Below are 15363 nucleotides of genomic sequence, written 5' to 3' on the forward strand. Positions count from 1 at the left end.
CAAGGCTTCCTCCTAAAAGAAAGCCTTGAATCACGTTCCGTCTGATTTGAGAATCCCAAGAGTCCACACAGCCTAGTGGACCACATCAAGCTTGACGTTGGTGACGCCCTTGCCGACCATTCCGAGTTCTTGCGCGGCGGAATAGGAGACGTCGACGACTCGTCCCCGCACATAAGGTCCGCGGTCGTTGACCCGCACCGTCACCGAACGGCCGCTCTTCACGTCGGTGACGCGAAGCTTGGTGCCGAACGGCAAGGTCGGATGGGCTGCGGTCAATTCGTTCTTGTCGAACTTCTCTCCGCTCGCGGTCTGCGAGTCCTCACTGTAGAAGCTCGCGACACCCTGGGATGCGACCTTGACATCGCCACCCTTGCGCGACGCCAGCCGCGTGTGCTTGCGCATTGCCGCTACCCGCTTCTTCATCGCGACCGCCGCCGTGCGGGTGTACACGTATGATGCCTGCCTGCTCGCGCCGATCTCCGATCGTTGGCTGACGACGGTTGACTGCGCGCAGGCCGCCAATGAAGCGGCCCCGACGACCACCGCAATGAGCCGCGTGGCCCTCCACATAGAACCGGATGAGACCAAGTGCGCATCAACCTGCGCGCGCGCCCTGATGTCGACGTACGAATTTGCGGCAGCGTCGAAGCACATGTTGCATCCCCAACTCGCGCCCCTAGCCCAAGCCGAAATCCAACATGGTTAAGGGCGGCCTCCAATCGGGCGTAACCGGGGCAGGAAGCGTCAGGGCGCGCTTGTCGCTGCGCAATTCCTTCGATGTGTGGTGATTGCGCCACAGCCGGCGCTGTCATTCTGGCGGCCCCACACCTCTGTCATTCCGGGATGCGTGCGCGAGCACGCAGGCCCGGAATCCATCGGGCCGCAGACGTGGGGTGAAATGGATTCCGGGTTCGACGCTAACGCGTCGCCCCGGAATGACGAGTGGAGAGTTGGATTAGATCAAATCAGCCGCGGCGCGCGCTGAACGGCCCAACCGACGCCGTGCCGGCGGCAGGCGGCAGCACGACGACTGTGGCGCCCTGCTTCACCCGGCCAAACAGATCGATCACGTCGGAATTGGCCATGCGGATGCAGCCGGAGGAGATCGCCTGCCCGATGTATTCCGGCTGATTGGTGCCGTGGATGCGGTACAGCGTGTCCTTGTTGCCCTGGTAGAGATAGAGCGCACGCGCACCGAGCGGATTGGCCGGTCCACCGGCGACTCGCGACGGATAAGGTCCGAGCCGCTCCTGGATGTCTTTGGTCGGAACCCAGTCGGGCCACTCGGCCATGCGGCCAACGGTGGCGACCCCGGAGAACGCCATCGCCTCCTCGCCGACCGCCACACCGTAGCGGATCGCCTTGCCACCTGGCAGCACGTAATAGAGATAGCGCGCGTCGGTATCGACCAGGATCGAGCCCGGCTGTTCCTTGCGCGAATAGTCGACGATGTGGCGCTGGAACTGCTCCGGGATAGCCGCCTGCGCGTAAGGCGGATGGGCCAACAATTGCCGATCGCGCGGCGTCATGCTTGCATCTGTGGATGGCGACAGCGTCGTCTGCATGCAGCCGGCGAGCCCCACTGCCCCCGTCAGCAAAACTGCGAGCCCCAATCTCGACACCGCACGTCTCCCCTGCGTTAACCTATTACCCAGTTGCTGCCAGAATAATGCTGAAATCATGGCAACAGCCATTGGAACACGTCTGTTTGATTGAACCAGCATGTTCTGCCTTGCCTCGGTTGCACGGCGCGAGCGTCGACGCTAGCCTCCTCAAAAAACAGGAGGTTCCCAAGGATGCGCTCTCGTTTATTGATCGCGGGAAGTTGCTTGCTGCTCAGCCCGCGCAGGCCGATCCACGCTCGGCCTATGTCACGCTGGTGCTGCAGGCGTTTGCCGCCAAGGTCGAGTGTCCCAACACCGACCTCGTCTATCAGGACCTGGTGCAGAAGGCCCAGGAGATGCACCTGCCCGATGGCACCACGGAGAAAGTGCGCAAGGCGATCGCGTTCATGCACACCGGGGGCAAGATGGGCGAGCGGCAGGACGACGAGCTCATGGCCGAAGTCGCGGTCGCCACGCAGGCGACTGATCTCGACCAGCGGCGGCTGGGCATGACGACATGGTGCGAAACGCAGAAGACTCACCTTGCCGGCTTCATCCGTCCGAAGAACTAGCTGCGTGCCCATTGCGCGGCTGATTCCCGAGTTCCGGGGAAAACAGTCGCCGTGGGCGGCCCCAGACTCTCCCTCCTCTCGCCTTGCTTTGGTCACACCTGGCTGGAGTCGTGGGGCTGGGCAGAGGATGGTTGACGTAGTGTTAATCCGCCGGCCGCTTCCAGAGCGGGTGGCATTGGACTGAAGATGGAGCGCCAATGCTTTCCACGCTGAACACTAATCCTGCTAAAGAATCCGATCCGCACGATGTTTTCGTGATCGACCCCGAAGTCGTTCTCGCCGCGCGCGGAGATCGTGTACCGCCAACGCCGCCTGCCGAAGTGAACCAGACGCCGGCACCGCAGAGCTACGTGACAACCGGCGCCTCGGCGCCATCGCTCGATACTGCCTTTCGCGTGACGGCCAGCGATCACATCCAGCTCCCGAGCGAGCCTTCGCCGTTCGCCAAATGGGCCAAGCGCGCCGCGATGGCCTTCCTGTTCGCTCTGCTCAGCGCCTTCGCGGCGGCAGCCTGGAAGCATCATGGCGACACTGCCAAGCAGATGATTGCGGACTGGATACCGCAGGTCTCGCTGTTGTCGTCGTTGTCCTCGTCACCGTCGGGTAAGGCGACGGCGCCCGCCGAGCAACCGGCCCCGCCCGCCGATCAGGCCGCGACAGAGCAATCAGTCTCACCCGCCGTTCAAACCGCCTCGACCGATCAGGCGGTCGCTCAGCCGGACACCCCTGCTCAGGCACAGCCAGCGCAAGCCGCCGCGCCGACCACGGCCGCCGCCCCCTCTGCTGATTCCTCACAGTTGCTGCAGTCGATGGCGCACGATCTCGCGACGATGGGCCAACAGATCGAGCAACTCAAAGCCAGCATCGCGCAGCTCAAGGCTGGCCAGGATCAGATCGCCCGCGACATCGCCAGGAATTCTGAGGCCAGGGTGTCGGCACAAGCCGTGCAGCCGCGTGCCGCGCCGCCGCCGCGGCCGGTCGCGGCGCCCGTGCGCAGGCCGAAGCCGCCGACATATCCGCCCGCGCAAACCGCCGCTGCAGCTCCGCCCCTGCCGCCACCATCAGCGCCGGCGCCGTTGCAAACGGTGCCCGAGCCGCCGGCGCAGGATGGCGGACCGGTGGTGCGGCCGCCGATGCCGGTGCGATAGCTCTCGTCAGCGAGTGCGATAGCTCATCAGCTCTGGTGGGGGCCGCGCATGATCTTCATGGCGGCTTCGATGTGGCGCCATTCACGGGCCTCGTCGGCCTCGCCCTGGCTCTCGCAGGCTTGCGCCTTCTGCGCCGCCCGGGCGATCGCCTCAAAGCCGTGCTGCTCCAACATCTGCCGCGCGATCACGTGAATCTGCGTCTCTGGCATCATGTCGCTCTCCCGATGTTGCCTGCGCCGGTCGTCAGTTGGTTCTAAACCGGCGAACGACAACGACGTTCCCAGGACCTGGGCTCATCGGTCATTTTCCGATTGTTAAGCAAAGTCCGGCGCATGGGGCCGCTTGGCAAAAATTTTCCACAATTGCTTCTAGAAAAGTCTGCATCGAAAAGGAGAACCTCCGATGCGGATCGCAGCAGTGATCTTCGCAGGTTCGGTGGGCGCGCTCGCGCATTTTGCGACGCCGGTCCTCGCGAAGAACTCGGAAACCCAGCCCGACGCCCAGAAGGCCGACGAGAAGCAGGCTACATCGCCCTGCCGCGCCTATCAAAAGGCAGCCGACGGTTCATGGCAGGAGATGCCCTGCCAGGAGATGGGCGCGCCTGCCGAGACCAAGCGCAAATCGGCCACCGGAAATTCGGATCAGCGAACGCGCTAGTTAAGGGCCCTCCCCTCAACTCAGTAAGGCGGCTTCTTGCGCGCCCGCTGCTCGTTGGCGGCTTCGACCCACCACATGAGATCATCGGCAAAGCGCGGAAAGGCCCGCTCCAGCGCCTTGCCGCCCTCGCCGATCGGCTTTCCATCCGCCGACAGCGTCTGCCCGATCGGTCCGACGCCGATCGTGCTTGAAATCACCACCATGCCCATCTCGGAGAGCGTGCCATGCCAGGCGGTCGCGGCACGCGCGCCGGAGAGACGTCCGGCGGAATAGCTTGCGATCGCGGCAGGCCGCCAGAACCACTCCTCCAGGAAATGATCGGTGAGGTTCTTCAGCCCCGGCTGGATGCCCCAATTGTATTCGCCGGTGATGAACACGAAGCCGTCGGCCTCGCGGATTTGGCCCGCAAGCTTCTCCAGCGCAGCGGGCGCCGTGCCCTTCGGATACTCCTTGTACATGCGGTCGAGCATGGGCAATCCGACCCCCTTCGCGTCGATGAATTCGACGTCCTCGCCGCGGGCGCGCAGGCCCTCGACCACGAAGCTTGCAAGCCGAATGCCCATGCGGTCGGAGCGATAGGAGCCGTAGAAGACGAGGATACGATGGGCCATGCCGGTCACTCCGATTGGAAAGCGTAAACGCGGATTTAATCCGCGCTGGTTACCATGGAGCTGAACGCTCCTCTATCGTCCAGAATGGCACCAGTCACATGAAAATCGGAACCCTCTTGACCACCGCCATCGTCTCGCTCTCCGCCGTGGGCGGTGGACTGGCCCTCTACGTCGCGGTTTCGAAATACCAGACCATGGAGAACGTGTCGGCAGCGCAGGAGCGGCTCGCAATCGTTCGCGCGATCAGTGACATCCCGCGCTATCTCAATTCGGAGCGTGGCTTTGCCACCAACATCCTGTTTGGGCCACCGGTGGTCGATCCGAAGCAGCGGGCCGATCTGAACGAGAAGGTGCGCACGGTGACCGATCGCGCCCGCGACAAGATGATGGCGCTGCGTAAAGCGCTGCCCGGTTCGCTCGAGGACGGCGGAGCGATCGGCGCCGGCATCGATGGGGTGAACGCAAAATTCAACGCGTTGCGCGAGGCGATGGACAAGGCGATCGACGGCCCGGCGGAAGCGCGCAAGGACGCCGCCAAGAAGATCGTCGCCGACAATGCAGTGCTCAACAATGCCGCAGCCTCCCTGCTCGACGGCCAGGTGCGCAAGTTGGCCCTGATCGACGGCGACGCCTATCGGCAGTCGGTCTACGCGAATATCGCCTGGTCGCTGCGCGACGTCGGCGGCTTCAATGCAAGCCAGCACAAGAACCTTGTCGGCGCCAGGCGTGCGGCGACCGAGACCGAGAAGGTCGATCTCGCTCGCGCCCAGGGGCGCGCGGACCAGGTGCTGATGTCACTGCAGGAACTGCGTGGCAATCCCAACCTGCCCGCCAACGTCGCAGTCGCACTCGACCGCATGAACGAGGCCTATGTCGAGCGGTTCGGCAAGGAGCTCAAGCTCGTGAAGGAAGGTGCGGCCAGCGGCAAGTACGAGCACGATGTCGATGCCTTCTACGTGGAATCGCAGCACGGGCTCAATTCGATCATCGGGGTGCGCGACGCCTTCTACGACAATGCCGAGCAGGTGCTCTCTTCCGCCTACTCCTCTGCGCGTGTCAGCTTCCTGGTCGCGCTCGCCGGCCTGATCGCCGTGGTCGCGGCGAGCATTGCGCTGGTCATGATGGTGCGACGCCGGATCTGCAGGCCAATCGTGCAATTGACCGCCAGGATGTCGCGGCTTGCTGCGGGCGACGTTGCGGACGAGATCGCGGGCGCCGAGCGCAGCGATGAGATCGGCGCAATGGCGCAGGCCGTACGCGTCTTCAAGGACAACATGATCAAGGCCGATCGCCTCGCGGCCGAGAAGGAAGCCGAGAACCAGGTCAAGATGCGCCGCGCGCAAGTGCTCGACAACCTGACACACACGTTCGAGGCGAAGGTCAGCGAGCTCGTCGGCGGGCTCTCGGCCGCCTCTGCCACTATGGAGGAGACCGCACAGTCGATGTCCTCCACGGCGTCCGCCACCAACCGGCAGGCCGCTGTCGTAGCGACGGCCTCCGACCAAACCTCGACCAATGTGCAGACGGTTGCCAGCGCGACCGAAGAGCTGACGTCCTCGATCTCGGAAATCGGGCGCCAGGTCACGCAGTCGACCGAGATCGCGGCACGCGCCGTGGAGAACGCCCGCCGCACCGGCGACACCGCCCGCTCGCTTGCCGAGGGCGCGCAGAAGATCGGCGATGTCGTCACGCTGATCCAGAACATCGCGGCGCAGACCAACCTGCTGGCCCTGAACGCGACGATCGAGGCCGCGCGCGCCGGGGATGCCGGACGCGGCTTTGCCGTGGTCGCCTCGGAGGTGAAGTCGCTGGCCGGCCAGACTGCGAAGGCGACCACCGAAATTTCCGAGCAGATCGCCACCATTCAAGCCGCAAGCGATGAGACGGTGAAAGCGATCCAGAACGTCGTCGACGTCATCACCGAGATCGACCAGATCGGCACCGCGATCGCCGCCGCGATCGAGGAACAAGGCTCGGCCACCAAGGAGATCTCGCGCAGCGTGCAGGAAGCGGCGCGTGGCACGCAGGACGTCAATTCGAACATTTCCGGTGTCCAGCGCGCCGCCGACGACACCGGAGCCGCCGCCAGCCAGGTCCTTGGCGCCGCCGAACAGCTTTCCGCGCAGTCTCGCGACCTCGCGGGCCAGGTCAACCGCTTCCTCGCGGAAGTCCGGGCGGCGTAGTCGCGCGTATGGCTTGTCGATTTGGCGGAGGAATCCGTGCGCTATCAACTTGATTGGCGCAAGATTCCGATATCCAATCCGCTTGGCTATTTTGGCAAATCAAATAGGGAGAGAAGCCCATGCTCAAACGGATATTGTTGGTAGCGGTCGTCACCACCTTTGCGATCGGCTCGGCATTCGCGCAGGAGTCCTGCGAGACCAAGGCCGTCGGCAAGGACGGCAAACCGCTGTCGGGCGCGGCAAAGACCTCGTTCATGAAGAAATGCACCACCGAGTCCTGCGAGGCCAAAGCGGTCGGGTCCGATGGCAAGAAGCTCGCCGGCGCCGCCAAGACCAGCTTCATGAAGAAGTGCCAGAGCGGCGCATAACCGCGCAGTCTAGATTCTTGTTTTGACGCGTTTTCTTCACGCGAACCGGTGTCCACTTCGCTCGAAAACGCTCTAGCTATTCAGGATCGCCGCGACCTCGAAAGGGTCTCCGATGGCGATTCGCCGAAATGCGCCCGATATATCCTGGAGAAGTCGCTGAGGTGCCAAAAGCCACAGGCGAGAGCACAGGCCTTGACGCTATGGGTGCCGGCCAAGAGGTGTTGGCGAACGAGCCACAGCCGTCGCAGGCGGAGATATCGGTGCAGGCTCATCCCCCGATAGCGCTGCACCGCATCGTGCATGGTACGCACTGACACGCCGATCTCCCTGGCAAGATCGCTGCTGTAGATCGGCTGCGCGAGCTCGCTGGACAGGACCGCCTGCACATCCTTGAAAACCTTGAACTGCCGCGCAGCGTTCGCCCGCGCCGTCCACTTTGCCGGCACGACCTCCGCGAACGCATGATCGATCGCAGCCATCAGGGATTCGCGGATCGCGACCGCTACTCCGGGAACCTCAGGCGCCTCGGCCAAATGCGGCGCGATCGCCAGGATCTCCCGCACCAGCTGGCGCAGCCGCCGTTTCGCCGTCTCGCTGGTTTCATAGAGATTGAAGCTCAGTCCGGTCTTCGGCCACCCGCGATCCTCGACCTTGGGCTTGAAAACGATCGAGGCATACTGCCGGGGGGTTCTCTCAAGTGCGCTATAGGCGGCCCCGCCGCTGCCAATCACCAGCAACGACCGATCGTGCTCGATACCATTGAAGCGAATGGCGGTGCCCTCATCCATCGGGAACCCGACGGCGGTCGTGTTCGGCGCCAACTGCACGTCGATGACCCGCGGAAACGCCTTCGTGTAGTTCAGGTCGCAACCCGGCAAGTTCAGGATGGTTTGCTCGGCCGAAATATCCCGGGCGAGCGGAATGCACTCCACCTGCACGTTTCGAATAAAGCTCCGAAACGTGTCGATATCATCGAACCGAAATATCTTCGGCACCAGCGTCGGCGCCGGTGAATGATCGTTCATTTAAAATAGTTCTTGTAAGAGCAACACCAGTCGAGGGCACGGCAATCATGCCGCGCTGCAAAAAAGCGGCGATCTTCGCTCGACGACTCGTCTCGTACTCTTCTCCAATCTCCACCCAGTTGGAGCGCAGTGACTGCGAAAGACAACGTGGCAAAATACCATTGCCGAATTTCGATACTGTTTTCTGGTAGAATCTTAAAGGGGGCACAACCCTAAAAGACCAATTTACAGTGGTAATTAACAATCTAGGCGCGAAATCGGCTGAGGAACAGCGACGTCCTGCAGCGGATTATTGGTGCCGCCATGACTGCCATTGCCTCGACTGAGCTTATTGCAGAACTAGAAGATGTTGTCAGAGCCGGTTCGCCCGAACGCCGCATCCGGATATTGCGGCAGGTGGCGAGCCTGTTCCTCGCGGACGCCGACCGGCTCAGCGAGCACCAGATCGAAATATTCGACGACGTCCTGGTCCGTCTGATCGGGGCGGTCGAAGCACGCACGCTGACCAAACTCAGCGCCCCCCTTGCCGGTTTGAGGTCGGCCCCGAGGGAGGCGGTGCGCCGCCTCGCCCAGCACGAAGACGCGGCCGTCGCCGTCCCGATCCTTCGCAAGTGCGAATGCCTGTCTGAGGACGACCTCATCGAGGTCATCAGGACCCGCGGCGAAAGGCACCTCGGCGCCATCGCCGGACGCAGCGCGGTGAGCCGCAGGCTCACGGAGGCCCTGCTGATGCGCGGCGATGCCGCCATCTGCGGCATCCTCGCAAGGAATCCCGGTGCGCAGTTCTCTGTTGTGGGCTTTGCGACCCTGGTCGATATGGCGCTGCGCGACGATGATATCGCCGACGCGCTGGTGCAGCGGCCGGATCTGCCGCGCGATGTGCTTTGCGAGTTGGTGGCGAAGTGCAGCCCCTCCGCGCAGGCCCGCCTGCTCAAGACCGCGCCGCCCGAGCGACATGTCGCGATCAGAACGCTGATCGAAGAGACCACCGCGCGCGGGCGCGCCCGCAAGCCTGTTGCCGTGGACTATTCCGAGACAAAGGCGACGGTGCTCGCGCTCAACAATGCCGGCCAGTTGAACGATTCCATCGTCAACCGTTTTGCGATCCGGCGCGACCACCCCAGTGTCATCGCCGCGCTGTCGCTGCTGGCAACCGTTCCGATCGAAACCATCGAGCCGCTGCTGGAGACGGAGGATTGCTACGGCCTGGTCCTCGCATGCCGGGCGTCGCGGCTCGATTGGCAGACCGCGGTTGCCATCATCAGGAGCCGCAAGGGCGTGAAGCCGGTTTCGCCGCAACAACTCGAACAGGCCAAGGAGGCCTTTGACACGCTTTCGCTTTCCACCGCGCAGCGCGCCATCCGCTTCGGATCCGTAAGCGACATCGGCGCCAGGCCCTTGTCTGCCGATACAGCTTCAGTTGGGGGAGTGCATTGATGGCTTATGGAAACCGAAAAGCCGAGCGCGTTCATTTCGAGCACCGCTATCCGGTCAACCTGATGGGCGTTGACGGCACCTGGCAACGAAGCTGCGTTCTTCTCGACGTGTCGCAGACCGGCGCCAAGCTCGAGGTCGACGGCCCGCTCGACGTGCTGCGGGCGCAGGAATTCTTCCTGATCCTGTCATCGAGAGGACTTGCGTTCCGGCGCTGCGAACTGATCCGGGTCGACGGGATGCAGATCGGTGTGAAGTTTGTCGCCGAACGAAAGAAGAAAGGGCGCGCCATCATTCCAAAGTGAGCATGCCCGCCGCACAATTTTCCCAGGGAGGAACGACCGATGGCCGTCCACAAGATCGCAGCCTTCTCCGTCACCACGAATTGCGCGGAGCCGCTGCGCGGAATCGTCGAGATCGACATGGCCGGAAAGACGCTGCGATTCGAACTCAACGAGGATGTCGCGCACAGTCTCTGCAGCGACCTCGATCATTTTCTCACCCAGGCCGAGCAGCGCGCCTTCGACAACATCTGAAGCAATGCCGGCAATACCATCTCGATGTCTGTTTACGTTGTAGCCGATACGCAGGCCGGGCTTTCGTCCTTGTGCGCCATGCTGGAGCCGAAGCATCCCGTTACAGGGGATCTGCTTGGAGCCGCCAGCATTCGCGGCAATGACATCGCGGCCGTTGTCGTCAACGCCGACCTGCGTGTCGTCGATAACATCACGGCGCTCAAAGCCCTGTCAGGCACGTTCTCGCGAATCCCAAAGCGCATCTTCGTCGTCAACGAGCGGACCCGGCTGGCGGTGGTCCAGGCCTACGCGCTCGGCGCGACGCATGCGTTGCTCAGTCCGGTCAAGCCGGCCCAGTTGCTGGCAAAGCTCGCGCCGGGCGAGACCACATCGATCGTTCCGAGCGAACCCGCCTCGAGCGCGCGGGAGGCTGCATCGGTCGGAGCGGCCAGCTTCGCCTCGATGTTCTCGGCGGTCACCTGCGGCTGGGCCGTCAACGTCGCGGAGGCCAAGGACGCCGGCAACGTGATCGCAGAGACGATCGCCGAGCGTGGGCTGTCCGACTGGCTCGCGACAGTTCGCCGTCACCATGAGGGCACCTACCAGCACTGCTTATTGGTCACCGGCATCGCCGTCGATTTCGGCCTCAGCCTTGGCATGGCGAAGGCCGATATCGAGCGTCTTTATGCGGCGGCAATGTTTCACGACCTCGGCAAGGCAAGGATTCCGCTCGCCGTCCTGGACAAGCCCGGCAAGCTCGATGCCGAGGAACGTACGCTGATCGAAACCCATCCTGCCGCGGGCCATGCCGTGCTGAAGGGAACGCCCGGCATCTCGGCCGAAATCCTCGATGCCGTACGGCACCATCACGAGTTTCTTGATGGCAGCGGCTATCCGGACGGGCTTTGCGCCGAAAGCATCTCCGACATCGTGCGTATCCTGACCATCTCCGACATCTTCTCCGCATTGATCGAACAGCGGACCTACAAAAAGGCGATGTCGCGGGCGGCGGCATACGAAGTCCTGCAGGGCATGAAGGGCAAGCTCGAGCGGCCGCTGGTCGAGGCGTTCAGGGACGTCGCCCTGAACCGTTGATCCGCCTTGCTAGCTCACCGAGGGCCGAAAGCTAGCTCCGCAGCCCGGGTGCTTCCTGGCCGGTGCGAGCGACGTACTCCGTATAGCCGCCGCCAAATTGGTGGATACCGTCCGGCGTCAACTCCAGAACGCGGTTGGAGAGCGCGGCGAGAAAATGCCGGTCGTGCGAGACGAACAGCATCGTGCCTTCAAACTCCGACAGCGCGTTGATCAGCATCTCCTTGGTCGCGAGATCGAGATGGTTGGTCGGCTCGTCCAGCACCAGGAAGTTCGGGGGATCGTAGAGCATCTTCGCCATCACCAGCCGTGCCTTCTCGCCGCCCGACAGCACCCGGCACCTCTTCTCGACATCGTCGCCGGAAAATCCGAAGCAGCCGGCAAGCGCGCGGAGCGAGCCCTGCCCTGCCTGCGGGAACGCGTCTTCGAGTGATTGAAACACCGTGCGTTCGCCGTCGAGCAGATCCATCGCGTGCTGCGCGAAATAACCCATCTTGACGCTGCCGCCGAGCACGACCGTGCCGTTGTCCGGCTCGGTCGAGCCGGCCACCAGTTTCAACAACGTCGACTTCCCGGCGCCGTTGACTCCCATCACGCACCAGCGCTCGCGCCGGCGGATCATGAAGTCCAGTCCTTCATAGATTCGCTTGCTGCCGTAGCCCTTGTCGACGTTCTTCAGCGCGACCACGTCTTCGCCGGAGCGCGGCGCCGGCAGGAATTCGAACGCCACGGTCTGGCGGCGTCTCGGAGGCTCGACCCGCTCGATCTTGTCGAGCTTCTTGACGCGGCTTTGCACCTGGGCCGCATGGGAAGCGCGCGCCTTGAAGCGCTCGATGAACTTGATCTCCTTCGCCAGCATCGCCTGCTGACGCTCGAACTGAGCCTGCTGCTGCTTGTCGGCCATCGCGCGCTGCTGCTCATAGAACTCGTAGTCGCCGGAGTAAGTGGTGAGCGCGCCGCCGTCGATCTCGATCACCTTGCCGATCACGCGATTGATGAACGCGCGGTCGTGCGACGTCATCAACAGCGCGCCCTCGTAGCCCTTCAAGAATTGCTCGAGCCAGATCAGGCTTTCGAGATCGAGATGGTTGCTCGGCTCGTCCAGCAGCATGACATCCGGACGCATCAAGAGAATGCGCGCCAGCGCCACGCGCATCTTCCAGCCGCCCGAGAGCGAGCCGACGTCGCCATCCATCATCTCCTGGCTGAAGCCAAGGCCGGCCAGCGCCTCGCGCGCCCGCCCCTCGAGCGCGTAGCCGTCAAGCTCCTCGAACCGTCCCTGCACCTCGCCATAGCGCGCGATGATGTCGTCCATCTCATCGGCGCGTTCAGGATCGGCCATCGCAGCCTCGAGCTCCTTCAGCTCGGCCGCAACGATGCTGACGGGGCCTGCGCCGTCCATCACCTCGGCGACCGCGCTGCGGCCGGACATCTCGCCGACATCCTGGCTGAAATAGCCGATCGTGATGCCGCGATCGACCGCCACCTGCCCTTCGTCGGGCACATCCTGGCCTGCGATCATCCGGAACAGCGTCGACTTGCCGGCGCCGTTCGGCCCGACGAGGCCGATCTTTTCACCCCGGTTGAGCGCTGCGGAAGCTTCGATGAAGAGGATTTGGTGGCCGGCCTGCTTGCTGACGTTATCGAGACGGATCATTGCGCTATCTGGTGGGACATCTGTGCGGGGCGCTCTTAGTCGATTTCGCCCGCCAGCGCAAAGACGTTCCGCCACCCGCTCCGCTTCAGCGCGATTTTCCTTCCGAAACGAGCCCTCCTAGTGCCGCTTGAAATACTGCACGTCGCGCTCGTGCTTTTCGGCCGCGGCGCGAGACTTGAAGGTGCCGAGATTGCGACGTTTGCCGGTCTTCGGATTGACCTTCCGCGAATAGAGGCGGTATTCGCCGGATCGTAATTTGCGGATCATGGTCGGGTCTCCTTTTGCCCGATCAACCACGCCGCACCCTCTCGGTTCCATTACGGCTTGCGCTGCGGCGGAAAGAGCTGATTGCCAAATGGCTGCGGCCCGGTGGGAACACGGATGGCGATGAAGCTTCGGCCCATCGATGTGTGACAGGAATTGCAGCCTTCGGTCAGACTGGCATAAGCCTTCGCAAATTTGCGGCCATCCTTCGCCGCGATCGCGTCGGAAACCGACTGCAACGGATCCTTCAGCGTGGTGACATTGCTGACGGGGATGCCGGAATACATCATGGCCGCCTCCGCAAGACTGGACTCGAGCTGGCCCAGTTCGTACGTCGCAAGCTCCCAATTCTGGGCCGTGGCGGCCAACCACAATTTCTGGTGTTGCTGTTGCGCAGCGCTCATGATGTCGCCAAGCCGTGGGACATATCGGTCGCTCGAAGAAGGCTGCTTCAGATCCGACTGCGCGATCGCCAATGTTGTCGACGCCGCAGATAGAAGCAGAGCCATCACCAGAGCACGCCGTTTCATCGCAAACTCCATTTCTTCCCGCGGCAGCGACCGCAGAACATTGTTTTGCTTGCAGCCTAGCGAGGAGAGGCGTGGGAGTCTTGCGCTTGATCAAAGCCGCCTGCGGAATTCGACCAAGCAACACAACAGCCCTCATTGCGAGCGAAGCGAAGCAATCCATTGTCACCGCAAGTTTCGAGAGATGGATTGCTTCGCTTCGCTCGCAATGACGGCTGGGTTAACCATTGATCGCTCTAGAAGCAGAGATTCGTCACGACGTTGCCGCGCTTGTCCTTGATCGTCATCGGACATCGCGCCCGCTCCAGCGCCTTCTTGGCGTCCTCGTCGCCGAGCGCGGCGGCGCGCTCGTAATAGGTTTTCGCGGCATCCGAATCCTTCGGACCGCCGCGGCCGGATTGCGCGAAGGCGCCCATCCGCTCCAGCGCGGCGGGATGATTTTGCGCGGCCGCCTTCTCGAACAGCGCGCGTGCCGCGACATCGTCCTTCTCGCCGCCGGAGCCCTCGGAGAGCATCAGGCCGAGCTGATATTGCGCCTCGGGGTTGGTCTCGGCGGCCTTCGCGAGCAATTCGCGGGCGCGCGCCGGGTCGGCCGCCGAGGCTCCGCCGAGCGCGGCCAGATTGGTGACGCCGCGCGGATTGCCGGCCTGCGCCGCGCGCTCAAACAATTTGCGCGCCTGCGCCTCGTCCTTCGCGACGCCCGCGCCGGTCCCGTAGAGCACGCCGAGCTCGACCATCGCCGAGGTCGAGCCCTTGTCTGCCGCCTTCCGCCAGGCCGCGACCGCTTCCGCCGCTTGCCGATTGGCTGCATAGGCACGCCCGAGCTGATACATCGCCCGGCGCGAGGATTTGGCAGCAACTGCGCAGTATTTGATCGCGGTCGCAATGTCGGCCGAGGCGATCTCCGGCACGCCCTTGACGTCGGCGGGCTTGTCGGGATCGGAGGGATCGGCCGCGAGGCGGTCGCACAGCACGAGGTCGGCCGATTGCGCATGGGCATGGCCCGGCGCCGCGAGCACTGTGACGGCGAGAAGTGCGGCTGCATGAATTCGCTTGATCATGGCTGGCAAGTTGCGTCCAACGGCCGGCAAATTCAAGGCTCAAGCCCCGACTCGCGCAGCACCGGCGCGACCTCGTCGGAAGCGAGATAGCGCAGCAGCCGGTCGGCCTGCTCCGCCTTCCCCGGCAACCTGCTTCAATTCGCTGATCTGCTGCACGGCGACATCGGCCTCGTCAGTGACGAGCCGTTCCGCGGTGAAGCCCGACGGGATAATGGTCGCGCGCGCGTTGATCTCGGTCGCGATGCCCAGGCCCTCGATCAGTCGCGCGAAGAAAATCCCGCTGGCGCCGATCCGCGAATACGCCACCGAGCGCGCAGCCAGCAGCGTCGCGCGCAACCCCGCCTCGCTGGCGATGTCGGGATGCAAGGCTCCCTCCTTCACCGCGATGCCGACATAAGAGCGCGCGAGATCGACGCAGCTCGCCGCGGCGACGCTTCCTTCCCGCGCGAGCTCGGCGAGCCCCTCTTGCGTCAGGATGAGGATGTCGGCGCCCTCGCCGAGCCTGATCCGGTCGAGCAGCGCGAGCGTCGGCGCGAAATCGGCGTCGATCCGCACGCCGCCGGCGGCCGCATACTGTCCGGCAAGATCGGCAACTGCGCCTTTCAGCGCCAACGTGGAGAGCAGGCGAATGGTGTCGGGCATCGC

The 15363-nt window shown here is 63.5% G+C and carries 18 protein-coding genes and 1 pseudogene; 9 read left to right on the top strand and 10 right to left on the bottom strand.

Annotation, left to right across the window (positions count from 1 at the left end):
• Positions 1 to 72 precede the first annotated feature (72 nt).
• Both AC5ZG5_RS32995 and AC5ZG5_RS33000 read right to left on the bottom strand, forming a co-directional pair.
• Positions 73 to 570 (bottom strand): septal ring lytic transglycosylase RlpA family protein, encoded by a 498-nt coding sequence (locus AC5ZG5_RS32995; RefSeq protein ID WP_245475217.1) that lies wholly within the window; start codon positions 568 to 570, stop codon positions 73 to 75.
• A gap of 395 nt (positions 571 to 965) precedes the next feature.
• A complete protein-coding gene (locus AC5ZG5_RS33000; protein ID WP_207231196.1) occupies positions 966 to 1565 on the bottom strand; it encodes a L,D-transpeptidase in 600 nt (199 codons plus the stop codon).
• 260 nt (positions 1566 to 1825) lie between these two features.
• Between AC5ZG5_RS33000 and AC5ZG5_RS33005 the strand changes: the two genes are divergently transcribed.
• Both AC5ZG5_RS33005 and AC5ZG5_RS33010 read left to right on the top strand, forming a co-directional pair.
• Positions 1826 to 2176: a hypothetical protein gene (locus AC5ZG5_RS33005; RefSeq protein ID WP_496165490.1), complete on the top strand. Its 351-nt coding sequence runs from the start codon at positions 1826 to 1828 to the stop codon at positions 2174 to 2176.
• 197 nt (positions 2177 to 2373) lie between these two features.
• Entirely contained in the window at positions 2374 to 3324 is a 951-nt protein-coding gene (locus AC5ZG5_RS33010; protein WP_456645213.1) for a hypothetical protein, read from the top strand.
• Positions 3325 to 3350: 26 nt separating this feature from the next.
• Here the strand turns inward: AC5ZG5_RS33010 and AC5ZG5_RS33015 are convergent, their stop codons facing one another.
• Positions 3351 to 3536, bottom strand: coding sequence for a hypothetical protein (locus AC5ZG5_RS33015; RefSeq protein ID WP_028165839.1), 186 nt, complete (start codon positions 3534 to 3536; stop codon positions 3351 to 3353).
• A gap of 190 nt (positions 3537 to 3726) precedes the next feature.
• Between AC5ZG5_RS33015 and AC5ZG5_RS33020 the strand changes: the two genes are divergently transcribed.
• Positions 3727 to 3981: a hypothetical protein gene (locus AC5ZG5_RS33020; RefSeq protein WP_456645214.1), complete on the top strand. Its 255-nt coding sequence runs from the start codon at positions 3727 to 3729 to the stop codon at positions 3979 to 3981.
• Between the two features lie 20 nt (positions 3982 to 4001).
• On the opposite strand, the gene AC5ZG5_RS33025 is transcribed toward AC5ZG5_RS33020, so the two are convergent.
• On the bottom strand, positions 4002 to 4592 hold the full coding sequence (locus AC5ZG5_RS33025; protein ID WP_456645215.1) for an NADPH-dependent FMN reductase: 591 nt from the start codon (positions 4590 to 4592) through the stop codon (positions 4002 to 4004).
• A 98-nt stretch (positions 4593 to 4690) separates the two neighbouring features.
• Here AC5ZG5_RS33025 and AC5ZG5_RS33030 point away from each other — a divergent pair, with 98 nt between their 5' ends.
• Positions 4691 to 6775, top strand: a complete 2085-nt coding sequence (locus AC5ZG5_RS33030; RefSeq protein ID WP_456645216.1) for a methyl-accepting chemotaxis protein — start codon at positions 4691 to 4693, stop codon at positions 6773 to 6775.
• Positions 6776 to 6894: 119 nt separating this feature from the next.
• The gene (locus AC5ZG5_RS33035) at positions 6895 to 7143 is read left to right on the top strand and encodes a hypothetical protein (protein ID WP_028165843.1); all 249 of its coding nucleotides are present in this window, start codon (positions 6895 to 6897) and stop codon (positions 7141 to 7143) included.
• Between the two features lie 80 nt (positions 7144 to 7223).
• On the opposite strand, the gene AC5ZG5_RS33040 is transcribed toward AC5ZG5_RS33035, so the two are convergent.
• Complete coding sequence (locus tag AC5ZG5_RS33040) at positions 7224 to 8168, bottom strand: AraC family transcriptional regulator (protein WP_456645217.1); 945 nt, start codon at positions 8166 to 8168, stop codon at positions 7224 to 7226.
• Positions 8169 to 8471: 303 nt separating this feature from the next.
• Between AC5ZG5_RS33040 and AC5ZG5_RS33045 the strand changes: the two genes are divergently transcribed.
• Genes AC5ZG5_RS33045 through AC5ZG5_RS33060 form a run of 4 tightly spaced genes read left to right on the top strand, consistent with a single transcriptional unit; the run spans position 8472 to position 11212 of the window.
• On the top strand, positions 8472 to 9605 hold the full coding sequence (locus AC5ZG5_RS33045; protein WP_456645218.1) for a DUF2336 domain-containing protein: 1134 nt from the start codon (positions 8472 to 8474) through the stop codon (positions 9603 to 9605).
• Positions 9605 to 9907 (top strand): PilZ domain-containing protein, encoded by a 303-nt coding sequence (locus AC5ZG5_RS33050; protein ID WP_028165846.1) that lies wholly within the window; start codon positions 9605 to 9607, stop codon positions 9905 to 9907. Before AC5ZG5_RS33045 ends, AC5ZG5_RS33050 begins: the two co-directional genes overlap by 1 nt.
• Before the next feature lie 39 nt (positions 9908 to 9946).
• Positions 9947 to 10138 (top strand): hypothetical protein, encoded by a 192-nt coding sequence (locus AC5ZG5_RS33055; protein ID WP_456645219.1) that lies wholly within the window; start codon positions 9947 to 9949, stop codon positions 10136 to 10138.
• Between the two features lie 24 nt (positions 10139 to 10162).
• Complete coding sequence (locus AC5ZG5_RS33060; RefSeq protein ID WP_456645220.1) at positions 10163 to 11212, top strand: HD-GYP domain-containing protein; 1050 nt, start codon at positions 10163 to 10165, stop codon at positions 11210 to 11212.
• A 31-nt stretch (positions 11213 to 11243) separates the two neighbouring features.
• Here the strand turns inward: AC5ZG5_RS33060 and AC5ZG5_RS33065 are convergent, their stop codons facing one another.
• The 5 genes and pseudogenes from AC5ZG5_RS33065 to AC5ZG5_RS33085 form a co-directional block, all read right to left on the bottom strand.
• Positions 11244 to 12866: an ABC-F family ATP-binding cassette domain-containing protein gene (locus AC5ZG5_RS33065; RefSeq protein ID WP_456645221.1), complete on the bottom strand. Its 1623-nt coding sequence runs from the start codon at positions 12864 to 12866 to the stop codon at positions 11244 to 11246.
• A 117-nt stretch (positions 12867 to 12983) separates the two neighbouring features.
• Positions 12984 to 13133: a hypothetical protein gene (locus tag AC5ZG5_RS33070; RefSeq protein WP_016843021.1), complete on the bottom strand. Its 150-nt coding sequence runs from the start codon at positions 13131 to 13133 to the stop codon at positions 12984 to 12986.
• A gap of 50 nt (positions 13134 to 13183) precedes the next feature.
• Positions 13184 to 13660 carry a hypothetical protein gene (locus tag AC5ZG5_RS33075; protein ID WP_456645222.1) on the bottom strand — a complete coding sequence of 159 codons (477 nt, stop codon included), beginning with the start codon at positions 13658 to 13660 and terminating at the stop codon, positions 13184 to 13186.
• 233 nt (positions 13661 to 13893) lie between these two features.
• Complete coding sequence (locus AC5ZG5_RS33080) at positions 13894 to 14718, bottom strand: tetratricopeptide repeat protein (protein ID WP_456645223.1); 825 nt, start codon at positions 14716 to 14718, stop codon at positions 13894 to 13896.
• A 32-nt stretch (positions 14719 to 14750) separates the two neighbouring features.
• A pseudogene (locus tag AC5ZG5_RS33085) lies at positions 14751 to 15360 on the bottom strand (substrate-binding domain-containing protein).
• Positions 15361 to 15363 lie beyond the last annotated feature (3 nt).

It is taken from the genome of Bradyrhizobium sp. Ses1 (assembly GCF_059512365.1).